Source organism: Enterobacter sp. UPMP2060, assembly GCF_053709655.1.
The window spans coordinates 95,952-122,917 of record NZ_JBSKJQ010000012.1; the positions used below are offsets into that span (position 1 = coordinate 95,952).

Sequence of the window (26,966 nt, forward strand, 5' to 3'; positions counted from 1 at the left end):
CTTAACCGGCCAGTCGCGCCAGTAAGGAACTGCCTGATGAGGAAACAGCACTGATGCGCGCCTCACGCCCTTGTGCCTGGTAATCTAAGTGAATTTCGACATCCGGGTCAGGCAGCACACCCGCACCTTGTTGCGGCCACTCCACCAGGCAAATGGCGTCGTTGGCAAAATAATCACGGATCCCCATAAATTCCAGCTCCTCAGGATCCGCAAGGCGGTATAAATCGAAGTGATACACCATGAGATTTTCAAGGGTGTACGGTTCTACCAGCGTGTAGGTTGGGCTTTTCACATTCCCGTTATGCCCTAACGCCTGCAAAAAACCCCGGCTGAAGGTGGTTTTACCCGCACCTAAATCACCATACAGATAAATGACGGTTGCCCCCTGACAGGCCTGCGCCACGCGCTTGCCGAGTTCTAAAGTGGCTTGTTCATCAGGTAAAGGAATCGCTCGATTAGTCATTTTCTACGTCAATCACATCCGGGTTAACAACACGCCGCAGCGTGCAAAAAAGATCGGTGGCCAGCATGCCGCGTGTACCGTAACGCGCGGCCAGTTTATCCGCCGCGACACCGTGGGCCACGCAGCCCGCGCAGGCTGCATCATAAAGGGGAAGTTTCTGTCCAAGCAATGCGCCAATGATGCCGGAAAGCACATCGCCCATGCCACCGCTTGCCATGCCCGCATTTCCGGCATCAATAATGCCCTGCGTCTCGTCACTGGCAACAACGGTTCCTGCCCCTTTCAAAACAGCAACACCTCCGTAACGTTTTACCAGACGCTGAGCAGAAAGTAAGCGATCGCTTTCAATTTCTGCCACGCTGCAGTTAAGCAGGCGCGCGGCTTCGCCGGGGTGTGGCGTCAGAATGCGATTGTGACGCTTATCGGGGTTTATTGCCAGAAGGTTAAGCGCGTCGGCATCCCACAGCATCGGTTTACGAAAATTCTCGACCTTTTGCAGGGCCTGTTTGCCCCATGCCTGCTGCCCGAGCCCGGGGCCGATCACCACCACATCCGCCCATTCCAGGCTTTCTTCAAGCGACTGAGGCGTAAGCTCATGGACCATCAGCTCCGGTCGGGCCGTAACGATCGGCGCTAAATTCTCAATGCGAGTGAGTACTCGCACTAATCCGGCACCGCTGCGCAGAGCCGCTTCGCCGGTCATGCGAATTGCACCTGCCGTACCATGGTCGCCGCCAATAATCACCAGCCTGCCGTGATCGCCCTTATGGGACGTCTGCCGGCGCGGCGGGAGCCACGCCGCAAGCTGCGAAGCATCAAAACGCGCGAGGTGCGTTTCCTGCCCGGACAGCCAGCTCTCCAGCCCCAGCGCATGGTGGTGCAGCACGCCAACAACGTCTCGTGCTTTACCGGTCAGTAGCCCCGGCTTGAGGGCGATGAAGGTTACCGTATGTGCAGCCTGAATGACCGCCCCCGGCGTCGCGCCGGTTTGTGCAATCAGGCCAGAGGGAATATCCAGGGCAACTACCGGCGCGGAATGTCTGTTAGCGTGTTCAATAAGGGCGGCAATGTTCTCGCGAGGCGCACTGCGTAGCCCGGTACCCAGCAGACCGTCAACAATCAGATCCACCTCTTCCGGCCAGACGATATCAGGCGCATGAATCACGCCGCCTGCGTTAAGCCACGCCTCCCGCGCCGCGCTGGCCTCTTCAGGCAGCGGTTTATCACTCTCCAGGGCCAGCAACGTCACGCGGATACCTGCCGCAACCGCGAGACGGGCGACGACGTAGCCGTCGCCGCCGTTATTGCCGTGACCGCACAGAATCATCCAGTGGGCGGCCTGAGGGTACGCGCTGCGGGCAACGTTAAACGCCGCCTCCCCCGCGCGCAGCATCAGTTCATAAAGGGTAATCCCGAGGCTGTCTGCGGCCTCTTTTTCGGCGCGCCGGAGGTCATCCGCATGCCAGATGGAATGTGGTATACTTGCGGGGTTTTTCTTCACCGTATGGTCCGTCATGTCACAGCCCCTCGATCTCAATGAATTAGCGCAAAAAATAAAACAGTGGGGTGCTGAGCTTGGCTTCCAGAAGGTGGGCATTACCGATACCGACCTTTCCGCCAGCGAGCCAAAACTGCAGGCCTGGCTGGACAAACAATACCACGGCGAAATGGAGTGGATGGCGCGTCATGGCATGATGCGCGCCCGCCCTCACGAGCTTTTGCCGGGCACGTTACGCGTCATCAGCGTGCGCATGAATTATCTGCCCGCCAACGCGGCCTTTGCGCGCACGCTAAAAAATCCCGCTCTGGGTTACGTCAGCCGGTACGCCCTGGGACGTGATTACCATAAGCTCTTGCGTAACCGTTTAAAAAAACTCGGGGAAACTATTCAGCAGCACTGTGTTTCGCTGAATTTTAGACCCTTTGTCGATTCTGCGCCTATTCTTGAGCGCCCGATCGCCGAAAAAGCCGGGCTTGGCTGGACAGGTAAGCACTCACTTATCCTCAGCCGCGACGCCGGATCGTTCTTCTTCCTGGGTGAACTGCTGATTGATTTACCATTGCCGGTAGACGGCCCGGTAGAGGAAGGCTGCGGACGCTGCGTGGCCTGCATGACCATTTGTCCGACGGGTGCCATCGTCGAGCCTTACACCGTTGATGCGCGCCGCTGCATCTCCTACCTCACTATCGAACTGGAAGGAGCCATTCCAGAGGAATTTCGACCGCTTATCGGCAACCGCATCTACGGCTGCGACGACTGCCAGCTGATCTGCCCGTGGAACCGCTATTCGCAGCTCACGGACGAAGAGGATTTCAGCCCGCGTAAGGCGCTGCATGCGCCGCAGCTCATTGAGTTATTCGCCTGGACCGAAGCCTGGTTCCTGAAAGTGACGGAAGGTTCGGCCATTCGCCGTATCGGTCATCTGCGCTGGCTGCGTAATGTTGCCGTCGCGCTGGGTAATGCCCCGTGGGATGAAGCGAATATTCGGGCGCTTGAAAGCCGTAAAGGTGAGCACCCACTTCTTGATGAACACATAGAATGGGCGATTGCGCAGCAAATAGAGAAGCGTAATGCCTGCACGATCGAGGTGCAGTTACCGAAGAAACAGCGTCTGGTGCGGGTGATTGAAAAAGGGCTTACGCGGGATGCCTGAACTATTCACAGCCTGTGAATAAAATTACAAACTCAAGCGCCATCTGGGCTGGAGAAGAGGTCAAGTGATCTCAATAACATTTTGAAATGAAAATTTATTTACTAAATACAGCGCGTTACAAAGATATTATTCACCCTGCTAAGTTTTAAGCCTGTTACGGTTAAGCGTAGTTTCTGTGGATAACTCTGTTCACAAGAGTATTTCAGAGACAATAGAAAACGTCCCCAACGACTCTTTTCGCTGTGGATATTTTAGAGATTAAGAAGAATTTGGAGCGGGAAACGAGACTCGAACTCGCGACCCCGACCTTGGCAAGGTCGTGCTCTACCAACTGAGCTATTCCCGCTTGGGTGGTCCGTGCTTTAGAAGCACTTTCAAATTTTGGAGCGGGAAACGAGACTCGAACTCGCGACCCCGACCTTGGCAAGGTCGTGCTCTACCAACTGAGCTATTCCCGCTTGGGTGGTCCGTGCTTTGGAAGCACTTTCAAATTTTGGAGCGGGAAACGAGACTCGAACTCGCGACCCCGACCTTGGCAAGGTCGTGCTCTACCAACTGAGCTATTCCCGCAAATCTGCACTGCTTTTGTTGCTGTCGTAACGTGTAATTCTCTGTCGTTACGGGAGGCGCATTATACGAGAAATCCTTTTAGCTGCAACCCCCCTTAAAGCGATTTTTTCGAAATTAAGTTCAAATGCTTAATTAATCGGCAAGCTGAACAATTTAACGACAAAAACCCGGCCACGCAAGGCGCCGGATCGCAAAATCACAGCTTAATAAAGTTTTCGCGGTAGTAGGAAAGCTCCGCCACAGACTCACGGATATCGTCCATCGCCTGGTGAGTCCCCTGCTTTTTGAAGCCGTCGAGGATTTCAGGCTTCCAGCGACGCGCCAGCTCTTTCAGAGTGCTGACATCCAGATAGCGGTAGTGGAAATATGACTCCAGCTCCGGCATGTACTTAAACAGGAAACGGCGATCCTGGCCGATGCTATTCCCACAGATAGGCGATTTGCCTGCCGGAACCCACTGTTTCAGGAACTCAAGCGTCGCCAGCTCCGCCTCGCGATCGCCGAACGTGCTCGCCTTCACGCGCTCTACCAGGCCACTGCCGGTGTGGGTGCGCACGTTCCATTCATCCATCAAAGCCAGCTGGTCGTCGGACTGATGCACCGCAATCGTTGGCCCTTCAGCCAGGATATTCAGGTTAGCGTCCGTCACCAGCGTTGCAATTTCAATGATGCGATCGCGCTCGGGATCCAGCCCGGTCATTTCGAGATCGATCCAAATCAGGTTGTTTTCATCCGCGCTCATGTTATTTTCCACCCTTCTCGCATAACCGGCAGTAGCAGGTTAACTAGTATTAATTAGAGTGTATCATAGAGGTTTTGCCCCTTACGGGCGACCAGGAGCCAGCGCGATTGAGTAAAAATAAACTCTCCAAAGGGCAGCAGCGCCGCGTAAACGCCAACCACCAGCGCCGTCTTAAAACCACTTCGGAGAAGCCGGATTATGACGACAACCTGTTTGGTGAAGCGACAGAAGGCGTAGTCATCAGCCGTTTCGGTATGCATGCCGATGTCGAATCCGCCGACGGGGATATTCACCGTTGCAATATCCGTCGCACCATCCGTTCACTGGTTACCGGCGATCGCGTGGTCTGGCGACCGGGTAAAGAGGCGGCGGAAGGCGTTACGGTAAAAGGTATCGTTGAAGCGGTTCATGAGCGCACGTCCGTGTTAACCCGTCCCGATTTCTACGACGGGGTCAAACCTATTGCCGCCAACATTAACCAGATCGTCATTGTTTCGGCGATTTTGCCCGAACTTTCGCTCAACATTATCGACCGATATCTCGTCGCCTGCGAAACGCTGCAGGTTGAACCGATTATCGTGTTGAACAAAATCGATCTGCTGGATGACGACGGTATGGCCTTCGTGAATGAGCAGATGGATATCTACCGCAAGATTGGTTACCGCGTGCTGATGGTCTCCAGCCACACCAAAGATGGCCTTAAACCGCTGGAAGAGGCGCTGACCGACCGCATCAGCATCTTTGCGGGCCAGTCCGGCGTAGGTAAATCGAGCCTGCTGAACAACCTGCTCGGCCTCCAGCAAGAGATCCTGACCAACGATGTGTCCAACGTCTCTGGCCTGGGCCAGCACACCACCACCGCCTCGCGTCTGTATCATTTCCCGCACGGCGGCGACGTGATCGACTCCCCGGGGGTGCGTGAGTTCGGTTTGTGGCACCTTGAGCCGGAACAAATCTTTAACGGATTTGTCGAATTCCATGATTATTTAGGCGCCTGTAAATACCGCGACTGTAAGCACGATAACGACCCAGGCTGCGCTATTCGTGAAGCGGTTGAGAAAGGTGAGATCGCGGAAACCCGCTTCGAGAATTACCACCGCATTCTTGAGAGCATGGAAGACGTAAAAACGCGTAAAAACTTTTCTGATTCTGATAACTGACAACTAAGCTAAGCATCGCTAAAATCGTCCCCTTTTTTCAGGTTCCGGCGGCTTAACGCCGGATCAGGAACGACAAAACAATGGCCTGGAGGCTACCTTGTTAAACGCATTTAAACTTTCGCTTCAATACATTCTGCCAAAACTGTGGCTCACTCGCCTGGCGGGCTGGGGCGCAAGCAAACGCGCGGGCTGGCTGACCAAACTGGTCATCGACCTTTTCGTAAAATATTACAAGGTCGATATGAAAGAGGCGCAGAAGCCGGATACCGCCAGCTACCGCACCTTCAACGAGTTCTTCGTACGCCCGCTGCGTGACGAAGTGCGCCCGCTGAACACCGACCCTAACGTCCTGGTGATGCCGGCAGACGGCGTGATCAGCCAGTTGGGTAATATCGAAGACGACAAAATCCTGCAGGCGAAGGGCCATAACTACAGTCTGGAAGCGCTGCTGGCGGGTAACTACCTGATGGCGGATCTGTTCCGTAACGGTACCTTTGCCACCACCTATCTTTCACCGCGCGACTACCATCGCGTGCACATGCCGTGTAACGGTATCCTGCGTGAAATGATTTACGTCCCGGGCGACCTGTTCTCCGTAAACCACCTGACCGCGCAGAACGTGCCGAACCTGTTTGCCCGCAACGAGCGCGTCATCTGTCTGTTCGATACTGAATTTGGCCCTATGGCGCAGATTCTGGTGGGTGCGACCATCGTAGGCAGCATCGAAACCGTCTGGGCGGGCACCATCACCCCACCGCGCGAAGGCGTGATCAAACGCTGGACCTGGCCTGCCGGTGAAGCGGAAGGCTCGGTGGCCCTGCTGAAAGGTCAGGAGATGGGTCGCTTCAAGCTGGGCTCTACCGTAATCAACCTGTTTGCGCCGGGCAAAGTGAAGCTGGCTGAACAGCTCGAAAGCCTGTCGGTCACCAAACTGGGCCAGCCGCTGGCGGTCTCTACCGAAACCTTCGTTACGCCGGATGCAGAACCAGCGCCGCTACCGCAGGAAGAGATCAACGCCGAGCACGACGCCAGCCCGCTGGTTGACGACAAAAAAGACGAAGGCTAACAACAGAAGGATCGCTGACGTGCGCCCGATTATCGTTCTACTGATGGCCTGGTGCCTCAGCATGGGGGCGTACGCAGCGACAGCCCCCGACGCCAAACAGATAACCCAGGAACTGGAGCAGGCAAAAGCGGCCAAACCCGCTCAGCCAGAGACCGTCGAGTCGCTCCAGGCTGCCCTGAACGCGCTTGAGGAGCGAAAAGGCTCTCTTGAGCGCGCTCAGCAGTATCAGCAGGTTATCGACAATTTCCCCAAACTCTCGCAGACGCTGCGCGCGCAGCTCAATAATTTGCGTGACGAACCGCGCGATGTGCCAGCAGGTATGACCTCCGACGCCCTGAACCAGGAGATCCTGCAGGTCAGCAGCCAGCTTCTGGAAAAGAGCCGCCTTGCCCAGCAGGAGCAGGAGCGAGCGCGTGAAATTGCCGACTCCCTCAGCCAGCTTCCGCAGCAGCAAACCGATGCCCGCCGCCAGCTTAATGAAGTTGAGCGTCGCGTGGGTACGCAAAGCGGCAATACGCCACAGGCTCAGGCTCAAAATCTGGGCCTGCAGGCAGAATCTGCTCGCCTGAAGGCCCTTGTCGATGAGCTGGAGCTGGCGCAGCTTTCCGCCAATAACCGCCAGGAGCTGTCGCGGATGCGCTCTGAACTCGCTCAGAAGCAGAGCGAGCAGCTGGATGCGTATCTCCAGGCCCTGCGCAATCAGCTTAACAGCCAGCGTCAGCGCGAAGCCGAGCGTGCCCTTGAAAGCACCGAACTGCTGGCGGAAAACAGCGAAAACCTGCCTGCCGGTATCAACGAACAATTCAGGGTCAACCGCGAGCTTTCTGCCGCGCTGAATCAGCAGGCGCAGCGCATGGATCTGGTTGCCTCGCAGCAGCGTCAGGCCACCAATCAAACCCTGCAGGTTCGCCAGGCGCTCAACACCCTGCGCGAGCAGTCCCAGTGGCTCGGGTCATCAAACCTGCTGGGCGAAGCGTTACGCGCCCAGGTCGCGCGCCTGCCTGAAATGCCGAAGCCGCAACAGCTGGATACCGAGATGGCCCAGCTGCGCGTTCAGCGACTGCACTTTGAAGATCTTCTCAATAAACAGCCGCAAATCCGCCAGATCCGTCAGGCTGACGGCCAGCCCCTGACCAGCGAGCAAAACCGCATTCTGGAAGCCCAGCTGCGTACCCAGCGTGAGCTGCTGAACTCCCTGCTCCAGGGCGGGGATACGCTGATTCTGGAGCTGACCAAGCTAAAAGTCTCCAATAGCCAGCTGGAAGATGCGCTGAAAGAGGTGAACGAGGCTACGCACCGTTATCTCTTCTGGACGTCCGACGTGCGTCCGATGACCTTCTCGTGGCCGATTGAGATTGTCCAGGACCTGCGCCGCCTGATTTCGCTGGACACCGTCAGCCAGCTGGGACAGGCCAGCGTGATGATGTTTACCAGCAAAGAAACCATTTTCCCGCTGCTGGGGGCGTTGATTCTGGTGGGCTTCAGCATTTACTCGCGCAGACATTTCACCCGCTTCCTGGAGCGTTCCAGCTCCCGGGTCGGGAAAGTCACACAGGATCACTTCTGGCTGACGTTGCGCACCGTATTCTGGTCGATTCTTGTCGCCTCTCCGCTGCCGGTGCTGTGGATGACGCTGGGGTATGGCCTGCGGGAAGCCTGGCCCTATCCGCTCGCGGTCGCGATTGGCGATGGCGTCACCGCCACGGTGCCGCTGCTGTGGGTGGTCATGATTTGCGCCACCTTCGCGCGCCCCAATGGCCTGTTCATCACCCACTTTGGCTGGCCGCGTAATCGCGTTGCGCGCGCCATGCGTTACTACCTGATGAGCATCGGGCTGATTGTGCCGCTGATTATGGCGCTGATCATGTTCGATAATCTCAACGACCGGGAATTCTCAGGCTCGCTGGGCCGCCTCTGCTTTATGCTGATATGCGGGGCGCTGGCCATCGTCACGCTCAGCCTGAAACGCGCGGGTATTCCGCTCTATCTCGATAAATCCGGCAGCGGCGAAAACATGTTCAACCGGCTGCTCTGGAACCTGCTGCTTAGCGCGCCGCTGTTTGCGATGCTGGCAGCCGCGGTGGGCTATCTGGCAACCGCGCAGGCGCTGCTGGCGCGGCTGGAAACCTCGGTGGCCATCTGGTTCCTGCTGCTGGTGGTGTACCACGTGATCCGCCGCTGGATGCTGATCCAGCGCCGCCGTCTGGCCTTCGATCGTGCCAAGCATCGCCGGGCGGAGATCCTCGCCCAGCGCGCGCGTGGTGAAGAAGAGCCAAACCACGTCAACAGTACGGAAGGCACAACGGAAGCGGACGAGGTCGAACTGGATCTGGATGCCATCAGTACCCAGTCCCTGCGCCTGGTTCGTTCCATCCTGATGCTGATTGCCCTCCTGTCGGTGATCTTCCTGTGGTCCGAGATCCACTCCGCATTTGGCTTCCTGGAGAACATCTCGCTCTGGGACGTGACGTCGACGGTGCAGGGTGTTGAGAGCCTGGAGCCGATTACCTTAGGGGCGGTGCTGATTGCCATTCTGGTGCTGATCATCACCACGCAGCTGGTACGCAACTTCCCGGCGCTGCTGGAGCTGGCGCTGCTGCAGCATCTGGATTTAACGCCGGGGACGGGCTATGCGATTACGACCATTACCAAATATCTGATCATGCTGTTTGGCGGGCTGGTTGGCTTCTCGATGATCGGTATTGAGTGGTCGAAGCTGCAGTGGCTGGTGGCGGCCCTTGGTGTAGGGTTAGGTTTTGGTTTACAGGAGATCTTCGCCAACTTCATCTCTGGCCTGATCATTCTGTTCGAAAAACCGATCCGTATTGGCGATACCGTAACGATCCGCGATTTGACCGGCAGCATCACGAAGATCAACACCCGCGCGACGACGATCAGCGACTGGGATCGCAAAGAGATCATCGTGCCAAACAAGGCGTTTATTACCGAGCAGTTCATCAACTGGTCGCTGTCAGACTCCGTTACCCGCGTGGTGCTGACGGTACCGGCGCCGTCGGACGCCAACAGCGAAGAGGTCACCCAGATCCTCTACACTGCGGCTGAGCGCTGTTCGCTGGTAATCGACAACCCGGCGCCGGAAGTATTCCTTGTGGATTTACAGCAGGGGATCCAGATTTTCGAGCTGCGCATCTACGCCGCCGAAATGGGACACCGTATGCCGCTGCGCCATGAGATCCACCAGCTGATTCTGGCGGGCTTCCGCGAGCACGGTATTGATATGCCGTTCCCACCGTTCCAGATGCGTCTCGAAAGCCTGGACGGGCGTAAAACGGGAAGAACGCTGACGTCAGCGGCGCGTACGCGCCCGGCGGGAAGTTTGTAAGGTAAGCGGGGCAACCCTCTCCCGCGGGAGAGGGTAAACTGCCGTCAGGCGCGATCTACGGTAAACGCAATCACATCGCCAAGCTGCTCTGCGCCCAGGGCCAGCATCACCAGACGGTCAACACCCAGCGCCACGCCGGAGCAATCCGGCAGACCTGCTTTTAATGCTTCAAGCAAATTCACATCAATAGGCTGCTGCGGCAGACCGCGCGCGGCGCGCTTGCGGTTATCCTGCTCGAAGCGCTGCTGCTGCTCGCGGGCATCCGTCAGTTCGTGGAAGCCGTTCGCCAGTTCGATGCCTTTGTAATAGACCTCAAAACGCTCTGCGACACGATGATCTTCGGTACTGATCTGCGCCAGTGACGCCTGGCTTGCCGGGAAGTGATAGACAAACGTCGGACGGTCTTTGCCAATCTGGGGTTCTACGCCGAAGGTAAACAGCAGCTGCAGCAGCGTGTCGCGATCCTCTTCGGTATCCGCCACGTTGCTCAGATCCAGTTTTGCCGCCACTTCGCGCAGCTGGGTTTTGTCCGCCGACAGCGGATCGATTTCCAGATGGCGCTGGAAAGCCTGCTGATAGGAGAGCGTTTCGGCTTCCGAGCAGTCCAGCACCTGCTGGAGCAGATCGTCCACCTCATTCATCAGGCGGTACATATCATAATGCGGGCGGTACCACTCCAGCATGGTGAATTCCGGGTTGTGGTGACGCCCCATCTCTTCATTACGGAAGCTGCGGCACAGCTGATACACCGGGCCACACCCCGCCGCCAGCAGGCGTTTCATGTGGTATTCCGGGCTGGTCATCAGATACAAATTTATGCCCTGAGAGTGGCCGGGGCCAACAAAACGGGTTTCAAACGGCACCAGATGAATATCCGTTACCGTTGCCTGACTCATGCACGGCGTTTCCACCTCCAGGACTCCGCGGTCGGCAAAGAAACGGCGGATCTCCGCCATAATTGCAGCGCGTTTTAACAGATTAGGGATGGATGCGCTCGGCTGCCAGGTGGCCGTTTCGCTCATGAGTTGTTCTCCGATTTCAGACAAGGGCACGAAGTCTACTCGTTAGCAGGGGCAGAGACAAATTTTGCGCAGTAAAAAAGGGCATTTCATTTAGGTGAACTTTTTCGTGACGTATTTCATCAATCTTCATGATAAATCGCCGTACAGAACAGCAAAAAAATCGAACACGTCAAATTTCCCTGACATCTACACGGTTATACTGTTTTACCCATAAAGGAGCAGTGGAAACGCTTTCGCAATCGTCCTTTTGGACGGGTGAACTACCTTTAGTTTGTCGCGTTGCGAAATAACAAAAATCTGGAGGAATGTCGTGCAAACTTTTCAAGCCGATCTTGCCGTAATAGGCGCTGGCGGGGCTGGATTACGTGCTGCGATTGCTGCAGCACAAGCTAATCCCAACGCTAAAGTCGCATTGATTTCAAAAGTCTATCCAATGCGTAGTCACACAGTGGCAGCAGAAGGAGGATCCGCCGCCGTTGCGCAGGATCATGACAGCTTTGAATACCATTTCCACGACACGGTTGCAGGGGGCGACTGGCTTTGCGAACAGGATGTCGTTGACTACTTTGTGCATCATTGTCCAACGGAAATGACCCAGCTTGAGCAGTGGGGATGTCCGTGGAGCCGCCGCCCGGACGGCAGCGTCAACGTTCGCCGCTTTGGCGGTATGAAGATTGAACGCACCTGGTTCGCCGCCGATAAAACCGGCTTCCACATGCTGCACACCCTGTTCCAGACCTCCCTTCAGTTCCCACAAATTCAGCGCTTCGATGAACATTTCGTCCTCGACATTCTGGTTGATGACGGACAGGCGCGTGGCCTGGTGGCGATGAACATGATGGAAGGCACGCTTGTCCAGATCCGCGCCAACGCGGTAGTGATGGCGACGGGTGGTGCGGGTCGCGTTTATCGTTATAACACCAACGGCGGCATCGTCACCGGTGACGGCATGGGTATGGCGCTCGGTCACGGCGTACCGCTGCGCGATATGGAGTTCGTGCAGTATCACCCAACCGGTCTGCCGGGCTCCGGCATTTTGATGACGGAAGGCTGCCGCGGTGAAGGCGGTATTCTGGTCAATAAAAACGGCTACCGCTATCTGCAGGATTACGGCATGGGCCCGGAAACCCCGCTCGGCGAGCCGAAGAACAAATACATGGAACTCGGCCCGCGCGACAAAGTCTCTCAGGCCTTCTGGCACGAGTGGCGCAAAGGCAACACCATCTCCACGCCGCGCGGCGATGTGGTCTATCTCGACCTGCGTCACCTTGGCGAGAAGAAACTGCTGGAACGTCTGCCGTTCATCTGCGAGCTGGCGAAAGCTTACGTCGGCGTAGACCCGGTGAAAGAGCCGATTCCGGTGCGTCCTACCGCGCACTACACCATGGGCGGGATCGAAACCGACCAGCAGTGCGAAACCCGTATTAAAGGCCTGTTCGCCGTCGGCGAGTGTTCCTCCGTGGGTCTGCACGGCGCCAACCGTCTCGGGTCTAACTCGCTGGCAGAGCTGGTCGTCTTTGGCCGCATGGCGGGCGAGCGCGCGATGGAGCGGGCAGCTACCGCAGGCGAAGCCAACGGTGCCGCGCTGGATGCGCAGGTCGCAGACGTTGAAAAACGCCTGAAAGATCTGGTGAACCAGGAGGGTAACGAGAACTGGTCGAAGATCCGCGACGAGATGGGCCTGTCGATGGAAGAAGGCTGCGGTATTTACCGTACACCAGAGCTGATGCAAAAAACCGTCGATAAGCTGGCGGAACTGCAGGAGCGCTTCAAGCGCGTACGCATCACCGATACCTCCAGCGTATTCAACACCGACCTGCTCTACACCATTGAGCTGGGCCACGGTCTGAACGTCGCGGAATGTATGGCGCACTCTGCGCTGGCGCGTAAAGAGTCGCGTGGGGCCCACCAGCGTCTGGACGAAGGCTGTACCGAACGTGACGACGTCAATTTCCTGAAACACACTCTCGCCTGGCGCGATGCAGATGGCACCACACGTCTGGACTACAGCGACGTGAAAATCACCACGCTGCCGCCGGCTAAACGCGTGTACGGTGCAGAAGCAGAAGCCGCCGAGAAGAAGGAGAAGGCGAATGGCTGAGATGCAAAAAATGAAGGTTGAAGTGGTGCGCTACAATCCGGAAGTGGACGCCGCACCGCACAGCGCTTTCTATGAAGTCCCTTATGACGAGCAAACCTCCCTGCTGGATGCGCTCGGCTATATCAAAGACAACCTGGCGCCAGACCTGAGCTACCGCTGGTCCTGCCGCATGGCAATCTGCGGCTCCTGCGGCATGATGGTCAACAAGGTGCCGAAGCTGGCCTGTAAGACCTTCCTGCGCGAGTACACCAAAGGCATTAAGGTCGAAGCGCTGGGCAACTTCCCGATTGAACGCGATCTGGTGGTCGATATGACCCACTTTATCGAAAGCCTGGAAGCCATTAAGCCGTACATCATCGGTAATCCGCGCACGCCGGATCAGGGGCCAAATACCCAGACGCCGGCTCAGATGGCGAAATATCATCAGTTCTCCGGCTGCATCAACTGCGGCCTGTGCTACGCAGCCTGTCCACAGTTTGGCCTGAACAAGGAGTTCATCGGCCCGGCCGCCATTACCCTGGCGCACCGCTATAACGAAGACAGCCGCGACCACGGCAAAAAAGAACGTATGGCGCAGCTTAACAGCCAGAACGGCGTCTGGAGTTGTACCTTTGTGGGTTATTGCTCCGAAGTGTGTCCGAAGCACGTCGACCCGGCCGCCGCAATTCAACAGGGTAAAGTGGAAAGCTCGAAAGACTTTCTTATCGCTACCCTGAAACCACGCTAAGGAGTGCATGATGACGACTAAACGCAAAGCCTATGTGCGGCCTGTGCCGTCCACCTGGTGGAAAAACCTGCCGTTTTATCGCTTCTACATGCTGCGTGAAGGCACGGCGGTACCGGCGGTCTGGTTCAGCCTTGAGCTAATGTACGGCGTTTTTGCCCTCAAGCATGGTCCGGAAGCCTGGGCCAGCTTTGTCGGTTTCCTGCAAAACCCGATCATTGTTGTTCTGAACCTGATCGTGCTCGCGGCCGCGCTGCTTCATACCAAAACCTGGTTTGAGCTGGCGCCAAAAGCGGCAAACATCATCATAAAAGACGAGAAAATGGGGCCAGAGCCGGTGATTAAAGGGCTCTGGGCAGTGACGATTCTGGTCACTGTGGTCATTCTGTTTGTCGCATTGTTCTGGTAAGGAGACACCTGTGATCAATCCAAATCCAAAACGTTCTGACGAGCCGGTCTTCTGGGGCCTGTTTGGCGCAGGCGGCATGTGGAGTGCCATCATCGCCCCCGTCATCATTCTGCTGGTCGGCATTATGCTGCCGCTGGGGCTGTTCCCGGGTGATGCGCTGAGCTACGAACGCGTACTGGCGTTCGCGAGCAGCTTTATCGGCCGCGTGTTCATCTTCCTGATGATCGTCCTGCCGCTGTGGTGTGGCCTGCACCGTATTCACCACGCGATGCATGATCTGAAAATCCATGTACCGAGCGGGAAATGGGTGTTCTACGGTCTGGCGACCATCCTGACCGTGGTGACGCTGATTGCCGTGGTCACCATCTGACGCTTCTGGCCCGCCATCTGGCGGGCCTTTTATTTCTGCATCTTCCCCACCAGCCACTGGGCAAACTCGCGCATTGCGGGCGTTTCTGTCCGTGACTGTAGTCTTGTCAGCCAGTAGCTGCCGAGGTCAATCTGCGTTGCAAACGGCTGCACGATGCGTTCGCTGCTGAGTAAATGGGTAAACATGTCGACAGGCGCAATGGCAATCCCTGTGCCTGCCTGCGCGGCTTCCAGCATGGTCACGGACGAATCAAACACCATCACCCGGTGCGTCGGCGAGGGAGGATGTTCACCCGCTGCCTGCATCCACGCAGCCCACTCGTCGCGCCGGTAGGAGCGCAGCAGGGTAAACTTCAGGATATCTGCCGGGCTTTTTAGACAGGAGGCAATGTCGGGTGTACAGAGCGCAGACAGCGGCGCAGGGCAAAGGAATTCAGCATCGGTTCCATGCCACGCGCCGCCACCGTAGCGAATGGCGTAATCAAGCCCTTCAGCCGCCGGGTCGACGCGATTGTTATGGGTGGAAAGCTGAAGATCAATATGCGGATAGCAGCGGCGAAAGTCCGCAAGCTCAGAGAATAAAACCCCCGTAGCAAAGGTTCCTACCACACCTATTTTGAGCTTCTCCTGAGCGCGCTGGCTGGCAAAGCGATCCAGCATTCCGGCGATGCGATCGAACGAGTCATTCAGCACCGGCAGCAAATTCTCGCCTTCGGTGGTCAACATCAGCCCTCGCGAAACGCGGACAAACAGCTGGCAATTAAGATGCTGCTCCAGCGCCTTGACGTGCTGGCTAATTGCGGAATGGGTGACGTTCAGCTCGATAGCGGCATGCGTAAAACTTAGGTGCCTGGCGGCTGCTTCAAACGCCCGAAGGGAATTAAGAGGGAGATAGCTGCGCGTCATGGTCTCGTCCGTTAGAAAAATTAACAGCTAATGCTAAATTTAACCGTTTGTCAGCCATAGTCAAATCCAACAGACTACAGCGGTCTGACGGGCCCGGACACTCCCTTGAACTGCTATTACGGAAGATAACTGATGATGACTAAATCCCTTTGCTGCGCCCTGCTGCTCAGCACCTCCTGCTCGGTATTGGCTGCCCCGATGTCAGAAAAACAGCTGGCTGAGGTGGTGGAACGTACCGTTACGCCGCTGATGAAAGCTCAGGCCATTCCGGGTATGGCGGTGGCGGTGATTTATCAGGGTCAGCCGCACTACTTTACCTTCGGTAAAGCCGATGTCGCGGCGAATAAACCTGTCACCCCACAAACCTTATTCGAGCTGGGCTCTATAAGTAAAACCTTCACCGGCGTACTGGGCGGCGATGCCATTGCTCGGAGTGAAATATCGCTGGGCGAGCCGGTGACAAAATACTGGCCTGAGCTGACAGGCAAGCAGTGGCAGGGGATCCGCATGCTGGATCTGGCAACCTATACCGCAGGTGGTTTGCCGTTACAGGTACCGGATGAGGTCACGGATAACGCCTCTCTGCTGCGCTTTTATCAAAACTGGCAGCCGCAGTGGAAGCCGGGCACCACGCGTCTTTATGCCAACGCCAGCATCGGTCTTTTTGGCGCGCTGGCGGTCAAACCTTCCGGCATGAGCTATGAGCAGGCCATAACGACGCGGGTCTTTAAGCCGCTCAAGCTGGACCATACCTGGATTAACGTTCCGAAAGCGGAAGAGGCGCATTACGCCTGGGGATACCGCGACGGTAAGGCGGTACACGTTTCGCCAGGGATGCTGGACGCTGAAGCCTATGGCGTAAAAACCAACGTGAAGGATATGGCAAGCTGGGTGATGGTCAACATGAAGCCGGACTCGCTTGAGGATAGTTCACTCAGGAAAGGCCTTACCCTGGCGCAGTCTCGCTACTGGCGCGTGGGTGCCATGTATCAGGGGTTGGGCTGGGAAATGCTTAACTGGCCGGTCGATGCAAAAACCGTGGTTGAAGGTAGCGACAATAAGGTGGCGCTGGCACCGCTGCCTGCGAGAGAAGTGAATCCACCGGCGCCCCCGGTCAACGCATCCTGGGTCCATAAAACCGGCTCTACCGGCGGGTTTGGCAGCTACGTGGCATTTATTCCTGAAAAGCAGCTCGGCATTGTGATGCTGGCGAATAAAAGCTATCCGAACCCGGCACGCGTTGAGGCGGCATACCGTATCCTCGACGCGCTGCAGTAAAACATTGCCGGGTGGCGCTAACGCTTACCCGGCCTACAAAATCCACGGGGTGACCACCCGGCGAAACACACCGCACAAAAACCACATTTTCCTTGCCGTCATCTACACTTAACAAAAAACAGTAAGGAAACTCCTATGCGCATTCTGCCTGTTATCGCCGCGGTGACAGCCGCGTTTTTAGTGGTTGCCTGCAGTTCCCCTACCCCACCTCCTGGCGTTACCGTCGTCACGCCTTTCGATGCACAACGATTCCTTGGTACATGGTATGAAATCGCGCGCCTCGACCATCGGTTTGAGCAGGGCTTAGAGAAGGTCACTGCGAATTACAGCCCGATGGATGATGGCGGTATTCAGGTGATCAACCGGGGCTATAATCCCGATCGGGAGATGTGGCAGCAGTCGATTGGGAAAGCGTACTTCACGGGCGACCCGCGACGGGCCGCGCTCAAAGTCTCTTTCTTCGGCCCGTTTTATGGCGGCTATAACGTGATCGCGCTCGACAGAGAGTACCGTCACGCGCTGGTGTGCGGGCCGGATCGCGACTATTTGTGGATACTTTCCCGCACGCCAACTATTTCGTCAGAAATGAAACAGCAGATGCTGGACGTCGCGACCCGGCAAGGGTTTGATGTGTCAAAACTCATCTGGGTAAAACAGCCCCATTAATGGGTGCTGAGCTTCAGCCCAACGATGCCGGCCACAATCAAGGCGAGGCTGGCGATACGCGCCAGACTCGCTGACTCTCCCAGCAGCAGAATGCCGGTGATGGCGGCCCCCACCGCACCAATGCCCGTCCAGACGGCATAAGCCGTTCCCACAGGCAGCGAGCGCATCGCCCAGGATAACAGGACAATACTCACGATCATTGCGGTGACGGTTATGACGCTGGGCGTCAGGCGGGTAAATCCGTGGGTGTACTTGAGACCAATTGCCCATACCACTTCGAGCAGGCCAGCAATAAAAAGAATGATCCAGGACATTTCAGGCTCCTTAACTTAATTCAAGTTGGGGCCGTCCCCGGTGAAAGAAACGCTTACGGGTCGTCCCGTAAGGCAGAGATTACGCCCCATATTGTGGTTAGCGTGCTATTTTTTTTCAATCATTTTTTGCTGAACACGTTAAGGCAAGAAATAGCCGCAGTATGGCGCGTAGTTCCGGCATTTAGCACTCATCCGACTTCTCTATGATGATGTGCTTTCTGATGGCAGGAAGCCAAACCACTAGCCGACTGCGAATAAAATATGTTCAAAATTCTTTTGATTGACCGTTGTCACTTCACCCGCACGGGGTTTGAAGCATGGCTCAATCATTCCGGTTTGTTCCCAGGACACTACGTTGTGACCGGGCTAAATAATCTGTTCCTTGCCAGGGAGCACATTCTGCAATGGAAACCCACGCTGGTCATCGCCGACCTGTACGGCTTCAGGCAGGATATTCATCATTTTCAGCAGCTCTCGTCCTTGCTTAACGCCAGTGAACGATTACCGTTTATTATGCTGCAATCGGGAGAGGACCGCGGTATGACCGACTGGCTCGGACAGTTCCCGGTGTGGTCGTCGCTGTTGAAAAACGCCAGTCTCGAAGAAGTGGCAACGACTATCAACGACGCATTAAACTCGCGCGCCAGCGCTGAAAGGCCAACGGCAGCCGCCCCCTTGCTGACCCGGCAGGAAGAGAAAGTGCTGACATTGTGGATGGACGGGGCAAGCAATCAAAAAATTGCCGCTCACCTGAGTATCAATGGAAAAACGGTCTATACCTACAAACGCAATATCCGCATGAAACTGCATATGGATACGCGTTTTTCTCCGTTTTTATCCCTGCAGGAATCAGAAAGCTGACGGTACGAAACCCGCTGGTCTCGTACCGTATGTTAATTACTGCTGAGCTTTAGTTGCCGCACCAGAGATTGCGCTACCACCTTCAGAAATATCCTGACCGACGCCACGCGTGGTATTACAGGCCGTTAACACTGAAGAAAGTACCAGGACTGAAAAGATCGCTGCAATTGTCTTCTTAACCATAATATCTTCCTTTTATAGCCAAAGTTGTTTTGTGTATAGCAACTTAAGAATAGACAAGATCCCGCCGGTTGACGGAAAAGGAAGCATTTTTAGGAAAATTAGACGAACTTAGCTGGCGGCGTGAGAAATGATATGACCGAGATCCTGGATATCTTGTCCCATTCCACGGGTGGTGTTACAGCCGGAAAGCAATGCACTGGAAAGCGCTAACAGAAGCAGAATTTTAACGGTACGTTTCATCATCCCTGCCTGCAAAAATCAGGCGCAGCGGGCGCTGCGCCTTCAATCATGACGTAAATTACTTCACGCGGGATACGTATTCGCCGGAGCGGGTATCCACTTTGATCACTTCGCCAGTCTGTACGAACAGTGGAACTTTAACCACTGCGCCGGTAGACAGTTTGGCTGGTTTACCGCCGGTACCTGCGGTATCACCTTTCAGACCTGGATCGGTTTCAACGATTTCCAGTTCTACGAAGTTTGGTGGGGTCACAGCGATAGGCTGGCCGTTCCACAGGGTCACGATGCACTCAGCCTGATCCAGCAGCCATTTAGCGCTATCACCTACCGCTTTCTCATCAGCAGACAGCTGTTCGAAAGTGGAGTTGTTCATGAAATGATAGAACTCACCGTCGTTGTACAGATAGGTCAGGTTCATATCAACAACATCAGCGCCTTCAGCGGAGTCAGTAGACTTGAAGGTTTTCTCAACACGGGTACCGGTCAGCAGACGGCGCAGCTTAACGCGTGCGAATGCCTGGCCTTTACCTGGTTTAACGAATTCGCTGGCTTCAACCGCGTACGGTTCGCCGTCCATCATGATTTTAAGACCAGCACGAAAATCGTTGCTATAGTACGTTGCCATAAGGCCCTCTAAATTTGTTAACTGGTAGCTAAGCCACAAAATGGCGCATATTGTAACCCTAAACACCCCGTCCAGAGAAGATTGGTTATCGCAACTTGCCGATGTAATCACCAGTCCTGATGAATTGCTGCGTCTTTTAGACCTCGATCAGCACCCAGAGTTGCTTGCAGGCCGCGAGGCAAAACGCCTTTTCGCCCTGCGCGTTCCCCGTGCATTTGTGGCGCGGATGGAGAAAGGCAACCCCGACGATCCACTTTTAAAACAAACACTTACTTCGCAGGATGAGTTTGTCACCGCGCCGGGATACAGCACCGATCCGCTGGAAGAGCAGAACAGCGTGGTGCCGGGTTTACTGCACAAGTATCTCAACCGCGCCCTGCTGCTGGTAAAAGGCGGTTGCGCGGTAAATTGTCGTTATTGCTTCCGTCGGCACTTCCCGTATGCCGAAAACCAGGGCAATAAACGCAACTGGCAGGTCGCGCTGGACTATATCGCCGCCCATCCGGAGCTGGATGAGATTATTTTTTCCGGCGGTGACCCGCTGATGGCAAAAGATCATGAGCTGGACTGGCTGTTGACTCAGCTTGAAGCCATCCCGCACGTTAAGCGCCTGCGTATTCACAGCCGTTTACCGATTGTCATTCCGGCACGTGTCACTGACGGACTGGTGTCACGCCTGGAGCAGTCAAGATTGCAGGTGCTGCTGGTGAATCATATTAACCACGCGAATGAAATTGACGATGACTTTCGCGCGGCGATGGCGCGTCTGCGTAAAGCGGGCGTGACGCTGCTGAACCAGAGCGTGCTGCTGCGCGGCGTCAATGACAGCGCCCGCGTGCTGGCCGACCTGAGCAATGCCCTGTTTGATGCGGGCGTGATGCCCTATTACCTGCACGTGCTGGATCGCGTTCAGGGCGCGGCCCATTTCATGGTGACGGATGAAGAAGCCCGGCAGATTATGCGCGAACTGTTAACGCTGGTTTCAGGCTATATGGTGCCGAAGCTGGCACGCGAGATTGGCGGAGAGCCGAGCAAGACGCCGCTGGATTTGCAGCTGCGGCAGCGCTAGTTTCCCCGCACCCTAACCCTCTCCCACAGGGAGAGGGAAAAAGGCAATCAGTTCGGGCACTTGTAGACCTGGCCGTTCATCTGGCTGGCGGTCGGCACGAAGCTGGACAGCATACTCTGCGTTGGGCTGCTCACGCCGTAAATCACGTTACCGCCCATTGCCGCAGCCTGGTTACGCAGGGCATTCGCCGCACCGCGCATCGAGCCGCCTTCTTCGCCATGCTGCCCTGACATCCAGTTACTTTGCTCACCGGTTGCCGTGCCTAACAGCTGGCATTCACTGCCAGGCTTATCTTCCACAAAGCGAACGCCCTGGCCCGCTGCCGACAGCTCATTGCTGGAGCTACAACCCGCCAGCAGCAATGCTGCCCCTACAATCCCTGCACAGACTTTTACGCGCATGTTATTCCTCGTTTTCAATAAGCTGGACAGTAGTTGTCCGTGTGTAAATCTTATACCTAAAAGATGACCAAAAGAAAAACCCCCGAGCATTTCTGCCCGGGGGTTTTTCACATTCTACGACGTAGAGCGCACGATTACATCATGCCGCCCATACCGCCCATACCGCCCATGCCAGCAGCACCTAAGTCTGGTGCATCGCCTTTAGGCATATCGGTGACCATGCACTCGGTGGTGATCATCAGGCCAGCGACAGATGCCGCGTACTGCAGAGCAGAACGGGTCACTTTCGTTGGATCCAGGATACCGAAGTCGATCATGTTGCCGTATTCTTCAGTTGCTGCGTTGTAACCGTAGTTACCTTCGCCCGCTTTCACGTTGTTCGCAACCACAGATGGCTCTTCACCGGCGTTAGAAACGATCTGACGCAGAGGAGCTTCCATTGCGCGCAGCGCAACTTTGATACCCACGTTCTGATCTTCGTTCTGTGCGGTCAGGCCTGCCAGTTTAGCGGCAACACGCACCAGCGCAACACCACCACCAGCAACCACGCCTTCTTCTACCGCAGCACGGGTCGCGTGCAGGGCATCGTCAACGCGTGCTTTTTTCTCTTTCATTTCAACTTCGGTCGCTGCACCGACTTTGATTACCGCAACGCCGCCAGCCAGTTTCGCTACGCGCTCCTGCAGTTTTTCACGGTCGTAATCGGAAGTCGCTTCTTCGATCTGCTTACGGATCTGACCCACGCGGCCCTGAATAGCGGCTTCTTCACCCACGCCATCAATGATGGTGGTGGTGTCTTTGTTGATCACAACGCGTTTCGCCTGGCCCAGGTCTTCCAGGGTCGCTTTTTCCAGCTCCATACCGATCTCTTCAGAGATCACGGTACCGCCGGTCAGGGTAGCGATATCCTGCAGCATCGCTTTACGGCGATCGCCGAAGCCAGGTGCTTTAACCGCAGCCACTTTCACGATGCCGCGCATGGTGTTAACCACCAGGGTCGCCAGCGCTTCGCCTTCAACGTCTTCAGCGATGATAACCAGAGGTTTGCCTGCTTTCGCAACGGCTTCCAGCACTGGCAGCATTTCGCGGATGTTGGAGATTTTCTTGTCAGCCAGCAGGATGAACGGGCTTTCCAGTTCAACAGCGCCAGTCTCTGGCTTGTTGATGAAGTATGGGGACAGGTAACCGCGGTCGAACTGCATACCTTCAACCACGTCCAGCTCGTCTTCCAGACCGGTACCGTCTTCAACGGTGATCACGCCTTCTTTACCGACTTTGTCCATCGCTTCAGCGATCAGTTTACCTACGGTTTCGTCGGAGTTAGCGGAGATAGTACCAACCTGAGCAATGGCTTTAGAGTCAGAGCACGGTACGGACAGCGCTTTCAGCTCTTCAACAGCGGAGGCGACAGCTTTGTCGATACCACGTTTCAGATCCATTGGGTTCATGCCCGCAGCAACGGCTTTCAGACCTTCGGTGATGATTGCCTGCGCCAGTACGGTCGCGGTAGTGGTACCGTCACCTGCAGCGTCGTTCGCTTTAGAGGCAACTTCTTTCACCATCTGCGCGCCCATGTTTTCGAACTTGTCTTCCAGCTCAATTTCACGTGCTACAGAAACACCATCTTTGGTGATGGTTGGCGCGCCGAAGGATTTATCCAGCACTACGTTGCGGCCTTTCGGGCCCAGAGTCACTTTAACTGCATCTGCCAGTACGTTTACGCCGCGGAGCATTTTTACACGAGCGTCGTTACCGAATTTTACGTCTTTAGCTGCCATGTTCTTATTTCCTCAAATTCTCGTGCGTAAATTACGCTTCAACAATTGCCAGAATGTCGCTCTCGGACATGATCAACACTTCTTCATTGTCGATCTTCTCGGATTTCACGCCGTAGCCATCGTTGAAAATTACGATGTCACCAACTTTAACGTCCAGTGGCTGCACAGTTCCGTTTTCCAGGATGCGGCCCTTACCGACAGCGATGATTTCGCCACGCGTTGATTTGGCTGCTGCAGAACCGGTCAGAACGATGCCGCCAGCAGACTTGGTTTCAACTTCTTTACGTTTGACGATCACACGATCATGTAACGGACGAATACTCATTGATAGCTCTCCTTTGAGAAAGTCATTATCAGTTATGGATGACGCCGGCCCGCATGCGGTTTTCCGACTAGTGCCCTGAGAGATGGGGATAGCTTTTTCCCCCTTCAAGGGGGAGTCGAAAAAAAATTTGCGAAAGTGTTACCATCGCCTCTCTTTTGGTACTGGCAGGGCGATGTGAATGAGTGGACTCAAGCAGGAGCTGGGGCTGGCGCAGGGCGTCGGACTGCTCTCAACCTCCTTGTTAGGTACGGGCGTGTTTGCCGTACCCGCACTGGCGGCGCTGGTGGCTGGAAATAACAGCCTATGGGCGTGGCCTGCGCTGATTGTATTAGTTTTCCCGATAGCCATTGTATTCGCCATCCTGGGGCGGCATTTCCCCAGCGCGGGCGGCGTGGCGCACTTTGTCGGACTGGCCTTTGGCCCGCGGCTGCAGCGTGTTACCGGCTGGCTGTTTCTCTCCGTCATTCCGGTTGGCCTTCCTGCGGCGTTGCATATTGCGACCGGTTTTGGTCAGGCGCTGTTTGGCTGGCATAACGAGCAGTTATTGCTGGCCGAACTGGGTACGCTGGCGATCGTCTGGTGGGTGGGCTCTCGCGGCGCCAGCTCCAGCGCCAACCTGCAGACGCTGGTTGCGGTACTGATTGTCGCGCTCGTTGTCGCAATCTGGTGGGCGGGCGATATCACAATAAAGGAAATTCCCTTCCCTGCGCTGACCGACGTCGACCATTCCCAGCTTTTCGCCGCGCTCTCCGTCATGTTCTGGTGTTTTGTCGGCCTGGAAGCCTTTGCCCATCTGGCCTCTGAATTTAAGCAGCCTGAACGCGATTTCCCCCGCGCGTTGATGATAGGCCTGCTGCTTGCTGGCACGGTCTATTGGGCGTGTACCGTGCTGGTCTTACACTTCCACGCGTTCGGAGCGGATCTCGCCGCCGCGGCATCGCTGCCGGGTATCGTGGTGGAACTGTTCGGCGTGAAGGCGCTATGGATCGCCTGTGTCATCGGCTATCTCGCCTGTTTTGCTAGCCTCAATATTTATATCCAGAGCTTTGCCCGGCTGGTGTGGTCGCAGGCGCTCGACAAACCTGAGAATCGCCTCGCACGCCTGTCTAAACGCCAGCTTCCGCTGAATGCCCTGAATGCCGTACTGGGCTGCTGCGTGGTGAGCACGCTGTGTATTTACGCACTGAAGATCAATCTGGACGCGCTGATCGTCTACGCCAACGGCATTTTCATCATGATCTACCTGCTGTGCATGCTGGCGGGATGTCGTTTGCTGAAAGGTCGCTATAAAGCTCTGGCGGTCGTCGGGGGTTTGCTTTGCCTGCTGTTGCTGGCGATGGTGGGATGGAAGAGTCTGTACGCGATTGTCATGCTGGCAGGGCTGTGGGTGTTTTTGCCGAAGCGCGGTGCGCTACCGGAAGCCCGGTAGGCGAAACGCCACCGGGCAACAAAATCACCGATCGTCTTTATGGTCTAAACGGTCGTGCTGTTCATCCTTACGCTGATACTCCCCTTCAAAGGTATCGCCCGGCCCGGTGCTGAACCCGCCCCCCGGCATACGGCTAAAGCGCAGATGCGGCAGCAGCTTCATGGTCAGGTGTTTTTGCACCGGCGGCAGAAGCAGCAGAAGGCCAAGGAAGTCAGTGAAGAACCCCGGCAGGATCAGCAGCAGCCCCGCAATAATCAACGACACGCTTTTGATCATCTCTTCCGCCGGGCTTTCCCCTGCGGCCATCTTCTGCTGCATTATCAGGAAATTTTTGAAACCCTGATTACGCACCAGCGACATGCCGATGACGGAGGTGAAAATCACCAGAATCAGCGTCAGCAGGACGCCCAGCACATGGGCAACCTGGATGAAAATGGAAATCTCAATGTAAACATAGAGAAAGAAAGCAATAAACGGTATCCAGCGCACTGGCATCTCCTGTGTGGCAGAGGCCATCGGGCCCCTGTCTGAATGTGTTCGCGACGCGCGTTTGTATGAAATGGTGACGGTTAGCGAAAATTCAATCAGTTTGCACGGATATTTTTTTTGGAAATTATAAAGCGGTGACCCATTTCACAGATTAATAATTATCATGGAATCGGCTCGATAATAAGTGATCCAGCTTACGGCAATTCGCTATCATCAGCATATGATCTCGAACATCTGGCTGATTGAGGGAATAATCGTCGGCCAGAAAATATTCAAAACCACATAAATACTGTGTGTTTAGTACAATCCATCGGCAGCTTGAAAAGAAGGTTCACATGTTAAACAACATTCGTATCGAAGAAGACTTGTTGGGTACCAGGGAAGTTCCAGCGGATGCCTACTACGGTGTCCACACTCTGAGAGCGATTGAAAACTTCTACATCAGCAACAGCAAAATCAGCGACATCCCTGAGTTTGTCCGTGGCATGGTGATGGTGAAGAAAGCCGCAGCACTGGCTAACAAAGAGCTGCAAACCATTCCCAAAAGCGCGGCAAATGCGATTATCGCAGCCTGCGATGAAGTGCTGAACAACGGCAAATGCATGGACCAGTTCCCGGTTGACGTCTATCAGGGCGGCGCGGGCACCTCCGTCAACATGAATACCAACGAAGTACTGGCAAACATTGGCCTGGAGCTGATGGGTCACCAGAAAGGTGAATACCAGTACCTGAACCCGAACGACCACGTAAACAAATGCCAGTCTACCAACGACGCCTACCCTACCGGCTTCCGTATCGCGGTGTATGCCTCTGTGGTGAAACTGGTGGATGCGATCAACCAGCTGGGTGATGGCTTCCAGCGTAAAGCGGTTGAGTTCCAGGACATCCTGAAAATGGGTCGTACCCAGCTGCAGGACGCGGTGCCGATGACGCTCGGCCAGGAATTCCACGCGTTTAACGTACTGCTGAACGAAGAGACCAAAAACCTGCTGCGCACCTCCGAGCTGCTGCTGGAAGTGAACCTGGGCGCCACCGCCATCGGTACGCGTCTGAACACCCCGGATGGCTATCAGCAGCTGGCGGTACAGAAGCTGGCTGAAGTCTCTAACCTGCCGGTTGTGCCTGCAGAAGACCTGATTGAAGCCACCTCCGACTGCGGCGCCTACGTCATGGTACACAGCGCCCTGAAACGTCTGGCGGTAAAACTGTCCAAAATCTGTAACGACCTGCGCCTGCTCTCTTCCGGTCCGCGCGCTGGCCTGAATGAAATCAACCTGCCAGAGCTGCAGGCCGGTTCATCCATCATGCCAGCCAAGGTGAACCCGGTGGTGCCAGAAGTGGTGAACCAGGTTTGTTTCAAAGTCATCGGTAACGATACGACCGTGACCATGGCCTCTGAAGCGGGTCAGCTGCAGCTGAACGTGATGGAGCCAGTGATTGGCCAGGCGATGTTTGAATCTATCCATATCCTGACGAACGCCTGCTACAACCTGCTGGAAAAATGCATTAACGGCATCACGGCGAATAAAGAAGTCTGTGAGGGTTATGTCTACAACTCCATCGGGATCGTCACCTACCTCAACCCGTTCATCGGCCACCACAACGGTGATATCGTCGGTAAGATTTGCGCCGAAACCGGTAAGAGCGTACGTGAAGTGGTGCTGGAGCGCGGGCTGTTGACCGAAGCTGAGCTGGACGATATCTTCTCGGCCCAGAACCTGATGCACCCGGCATATAAAGCGAAACGATATACCGATGAAAGCGAACAGTAACCGTTCT

The 26,966-nt window shown here is 55.6% G+C and carries 27 protein-coding genes and 3 tRNA genes; 14 read left to right on the forward strand and 16 right to left on the reverse strand.

The genetic code is table 11. The features are described 5' to 3' along the window. Nucleotide 1 precedes the first annotated feature (1 nt). Together tsaE and nnr are read right to left on the reverse strand one after the other, a co-directional pair. Nucleotides 2-463: a tRNA (adenosine(37)-N6)-threonylcarbamoyltransferase complex ATPase subunit type 1 TsaE gene (tsaE, locus tag ACWKXN_RS19230; protein ID WP_013095283.1), complete on the reverse strand. Its 462-nt coding sequence runs from the start codon at nucleotides 461-463 to the stop codon at nucleotides 2-4. After that, nucleotides 456-1,979 carry a bifunctional ADP-dependent NAD(P)H-hydrate dehydratase/NAD(P)H-hydrate epimerase gene (nnr, locus tag ACWKXN_RS19235; protein ID WP_454544155.1) on the reverse strand — a complete coding sequence of 508 codons (1,524 nt, stop codon included), beginning with the start codon at nucleotides 1,977-1,979 and terminating at the stop codon, nucleotides 456-458. The genes tsaE and nnr overlap by 8 nt, the downstream gene beginning before the upstream one ends. On the opposite strand from nnr, the gene queG reads away from it, so the two are divergent. After that, entirely contained in the window at nucleotides 1,978-3,117 is a 1,140-nt protein-coding gene (queG, locus tag ACWKXN_RS19240; RefSeq protein ID WP_047059459.1) for a tRNA epoxyqueuosine(34) reductase QueG, read from the forward strand. The two genes, nnr and queG, sit on opposite strands and share 2 nt — an antisense overlap. 270 nt (nucleotides 3,118-3,387) lie before the next feature. On the opposite strand, the gene ACWKXN_RS19245 is transcribed toward queG, so the two are convergent. The 4 genes from ACWKXN_RS19245 to orn form a co-directional block, all read right to left on the reverse strand. Further along, nucleotides 3,388-3,463: transfer RNA gene (locus ACWKXN_RS19245), tRNA-Gly, on the reverse strand. Nucleotides 3,464-3,499: 36 nt separating this feature from the next. Beyond that, nucleotides 3,500-3,575 (reverse strand) — tRNA-Gly (locus ACWKXN_RS19250). Between the two features lie 36 nt (nucleotides 3,576-3,611). Then, nucleotides 3,612-3,687 (reverse strand) — tRNA-Gly (locus ACWKXN_RS19255). Between the two features lie 196 nt (nucleotides 3,688-3,883). Further along, a complete protein-coding gene (gene orn / locus ACWKXN_RS19260; RefSeq protein ID WP_023310130.1) occupies nucleotides 3,884-4,429 on the reverse strand; it encodes an oligoribonuclease in 546 nt (181 codons plus the stop codon). Nucleotides 4,430-4,536: 107 nt separating this feature from the next. Here orn and rsgA point away from each other — a divergent pair, with 107 nt between their 5' ends. The 3 genes from rsgA (at nucleotide 4,537) to mscM (ending at nucleotide 9,998) form a co-directional block, all read left to right on the forward strand. Next, on the forward strand, nucleotides 4,537-5,589 hold the full coding sequence (gene rsgA, locus ACWKXN_RS19265; RefSeq protein ID WP_023334242.1) for a small ribosomal subunit biogenesis GTPase RsgA: 1,053 nt from the start codon (nucleotides 4,537-4,539) through the stop codon (nucleotides 5,587-5,589). 97 nt (nucleotides 5,590-5,686) lie between these two features. Further along, on the forward strand, nucleotides 5,687-6,655 hold the full coding sequence (asd, locus tag ACWKXN_RS19270) for an archaetidylserine decarboxylase (protein WP_033144458.1): 969 nt from the start codon (nucleotides 5,687-5,689) through the stop codon (nucleotides 6,653-6,655). A 19-nt stretch (nucleotides 6,656-6,674) separates the two neighbouring features. After that, on the forward strand, nucleotides 6,675-9,998 hold the full coding sequence (gene mscM / locus ACWKXN_RS19275) for a miniconductance mechanosensitive channel MscM (RefSeq protein ID WP_039261016.1): 3,324 nt from the start codon (nucleotides 6,675-6,677) through the stop codon (nucleotides 9,996-9,998). Between the two features lie 44 nt (nucleotides 9,999-10,042). On the opposite strand, the gene epmA is transcribed toward mscM, so the two are convergent. Further along, nucleotides 10,043-11,020 carry an elongation factor P--(R)-beta-lysine ligase gene (gene epmA / locus ACWKXN_RS19280; RefSeq protein ID WP_039261013.1) on the reverse strand — a complete coding sequence of 326 codons (978 nt, stop codon included), beginning with the start codon at nucleotides 11,018-11,020 and terminating at the stop codon, nucleotides 10,043-10,045. Nucleotides 11,021-11,330: 310 nt separating this feature from the next. Here epmA and frdA point away from each other — a divergent pair, with 310 nt between their 5' ends. From frdA to frdD, 4 genes are read left to right on the forward strand one after another with little or no spacing between them, the layout of a single operon-like run. Then, a complete protein-coding gene (gene frdA / locus ACWKXN_RS19285) occupies nucleotides 11,331-13,121 on the forward strand; it encodes a fumarate reductase (quinol) flavoprotein subunit (protein WP_454544156.1) in 1,791 nt (596 codons plus the stop codon). Beyond that, entirely contained in the window at nucleotides 13,114-13,848 is a 735-nt protein-coding gene (locus ACWKXN_RS19290; RefSeq protein WP_023310124.1) for a succinate dehydrogenase/fumarate reductase iron-sulfur subunit, read from the forward strand. The genes frdA and ACWKXN_RS19290 overlap by 8 nt, the downstream gene beginning before the upstream one ends. Nucleotides 13,849-13,858: 10 nt before the next feature. Then, nucleotides 13,859-14,254, forward strand: coding sequence for a fumarate reductase subunit FrdC (gene frdC, locus ACWKXN_RS19295; RefSeq protein ID WP_032662400.1), 396 nt, complete (start codon nucleotides 13,859-13,861; stop codon nucleotides 14,252-14,254). Nucleotides 14,255-14,264: 10 nt separating this feature from the next. Next, nucleotides 14,265-14,624, forward strand: coding sequence for a fumarate reductase subunit FrdD (gene frdD, locus ACWKXN_RS19300; protein WP_000609653.1), 360 nt, complete (start codon nucleotides 14,265-14,267; stop codon nucleotides 14,622-14,624). A gap of 29 nt (nucleotides 14,625-14,653) precedes the next feature. On the opposite strand, the gene ampR is transcribed toward frdD, so the two are convergent. After that, nucleotides 14,654-15,529 (reverse strand): LysR family transcriptional regulator AmpR, encoded by an 876-nt coding sequence (ampR, locus tag ACWKXN_RS19305; RefSeq protein WP_182931456.1) that lies wholly within the window; start codon nucleotides 15,527-15,529, stop codon nucleotides 14,654-14,656. Between the two features lie 132 nt (nucleotides 15,530-15,661). On the opposite strand from ampR, the gene blaACT reads away from it, so the two are divergent. Continuing rightward, nucleotides 15,662-16,807 (forward strand): ACT family cephalosporin-hydrolyzing class C beta-lactamase, encoded by a 1,146-nt coding sequence (gene blaACT / locus ACWKXN_RS19310; RefSeq protein WP_454544157.1) that lies wholly within the window; start codon nucleotides 15,662-15,664, stop codon nucleotides 16,805-16,807. A gap of 135 nt (nucleotides 16,808-16,942) precedes the next feature. Beyond that, nucleotides 16,943-17,473 (forward strand): lipocalin family protein, encoded by a 531-nt coding sequence (locus ACWKXN_RS19315; protein WP_045888999.1) that lies wholly within the window; start codon nucleotides 16,943-16,945, stop codon nucleotides 17,471-17,473. Here the strand turns inward: ACWKXN_RS19315 and sugE are convergent. Beyond that, on the reverse strand, nucleotides 17,470-17,787 hold the full coding sequence (sugE, locus tag ACWKXN_RS19320; protein ID WP_008502938.1) for a quaternary ammonium compound efflux SMR transporter SugE: 318 nt from the start codon (nucleotides 17,785-17,787) through the stop codon (nucleotides 17,470-17,472). The two genes, ACWKXN_RS19315 and sugE, sit on opposite strands and share 4 nt — an antisense overlap. A gap of 261 nt (nucleotides 17,788-18,048) precedes the next feature. Here sugE and ACWKXN_RS19325 point away from each other — a divergent pair, with 261 nt between their 5' ends. After that, nucleotides 18,049-18,648 (forward strand): helix-turn-helix transcriptional regulator, encoded by a 600-nt coding sequence (locus tag ACWKXN_RS19325; protein ID WP_033144453.1) that lies wholly within the window; start codon nucleotides 18,049-18,051, stop codon nucleotides 18,646-18,648. Between the two features lie 36 nt (nucleotides 18,649-18,684). Here ACWKXN_RS19325 and ecnB read toward each other — a convergent pair whose 3' ends face one another. The 3 genes from ecnB to efp form a co-directional block, all read right to left on the reverse strand. Further along, a complete protein-coding gene (gene ecnB / locus ACWKXN_RS19330) occupies nucleotides 18,685-18,831 on the reverse strand; it encodes a lipoprotein toxin entericidin B (protein WP_003025482.1) in 147 nt (48 codons plus the stop codon). Between the two features lie 108 nt (nucleotides 18,832-18,939). Next, entirely contained in the window at nucleotides 18,940-19,071 is a 132-nt protein-coding gene (locus ACWKXN_RS19335; RefSeq protein ID WP_024907352.1) for an entericidin A/B family lipoprotein, read from the reverse strand. 58 nt (nucleotides 19,072-19,129) lie between these two features. Continuing rightward, nucleotides 19,130-19,696 carry an elongation factor P gene (gene efp, locus ACWKXN_RS19340; RefSeq protein WP_010427766.1) on the reverse strand — a complete coding sequence of 189 codons (567 nt, stop codon included), beginning with the start codon at nucleotides 19,694-19,696 and terminating at the stop codon, nucleotides 19,130-19,132. 40 nt (nucleotides 19,697-19,736) lie between these two features. Here efp and epmB point away from each other — a divergent pair, with 40 nt between their 5' ends. After that, nucleotides 19,737-20,765, forward strand: a complete 1,029-nt coding sequence (epmB, locus tag ACWKXN_RS19345; RefSeq protein WP_039261006.1) for an EF-P beta-lysylation protein EpmB — start codon at nucleotides 19,737-19,739, stop codon at nucleotides 20,763-20,765. Nucleotides 20,766-20,812: 47 nt separating this feature from the next. Here epmB and ACWKXN_RS19350 read toward each other — a convergent pair whose 3' ends face one another. The 3 genes from ACWKXN_RS19350 to ACWKXN_RS19360 form a co-directional block, all read right to left on the reverse strand. Further along, entirely contained in the window at nucleotides 20,813-21,166 is a 354-nt protein-coding gene (locus ACWKXN_RS19350; protein WP_023310115.1) for a DUF4156 domain-containing protein, read from the reverse strand. A gap of 134 nt (nucleotides 21,167-21,300) precedes the next feature. Continuing rightward, nucleotides 21,301-22,944, reverse strand: coding sequence for a chaperonin GroEL (gene groL / locus ACWKXN_RS19355; RefSeq protein WP_014882201.1), 1,644 nt, complete (start codon nucleotides 22,942-22,944; stop codon nucleotides 21,301-21,303). A gap of 31 nt (nucleotides 22,945-22,975) precedes the next feature. Further along, complete coding sequence (locus tag ACWKXN_RS19360) at nucleotides 22,976-23,269, reverse strand: co-chaperone GroES (protein ID WP_003855929.1); 294 nt, start codon at nucleotides 23,267-23,269, stop codon at nucleotides 22,976-22,978. Nucleotides 23,270-23,447: 178 nt separating this feature from the next. Between ACWKXN_RS19360 and yjeH the strand changes: the two genes are divergently transcribed. Then, nucleotides 23,448-24,698: an L-methionine/branched-chain amino acid transporter gene (yjeH, locus tag ACWKXN_RS19365; RefSeq protein ID WP_033144451.1), complete on the forward strand. Its 1,251-nt coding sequence runs from the start codon at nucleotides 23,448-23,450 to the stop codon at nucleotides 24,696-24,698. A gap of 24 nt (nucleotides 24,699-24,722) precedes the next feature. Here the strand turns inward: yjeH and ACWKXN_RS19370 are convergent, their stop codons facing one another. Next, nucleotides 24,723-25,187 carry an FxsA family protein gene (locus tag ACWKXN_RS19370; RefSeq protein WP_023616652.1) on the reverse strand — a complete coding sequence of 155 codons (465 nt, stop codon included), beginning with the start codon at nucleotides 25,185-25,187 and terminating at the stop codon, nucleotides 24,723-24,725. Between the two features lie 335 nt (nucleotides 25,188-25,522). Between ACWKXN_RS19370 and aspA the strand changes: the two genes are divergently transcribed. After that, the gene (gene aspA / locus ACWKXN_RS19375) at nucleotides 25,523-26,959 is read left to right on the forward strand and encodes an aspartate ammonia-lyase (RefSeq protein ID WP_003855923.1); all 1,437 of its coding nucleotides are present in this window, start codon (nucleotides 25,523-25,525) and stop codon (nucleotides 26,957-26,959) included. The last annotated feature ends 7 nt before the right edge of the window (nucleotides 26,960-26,966 follow it).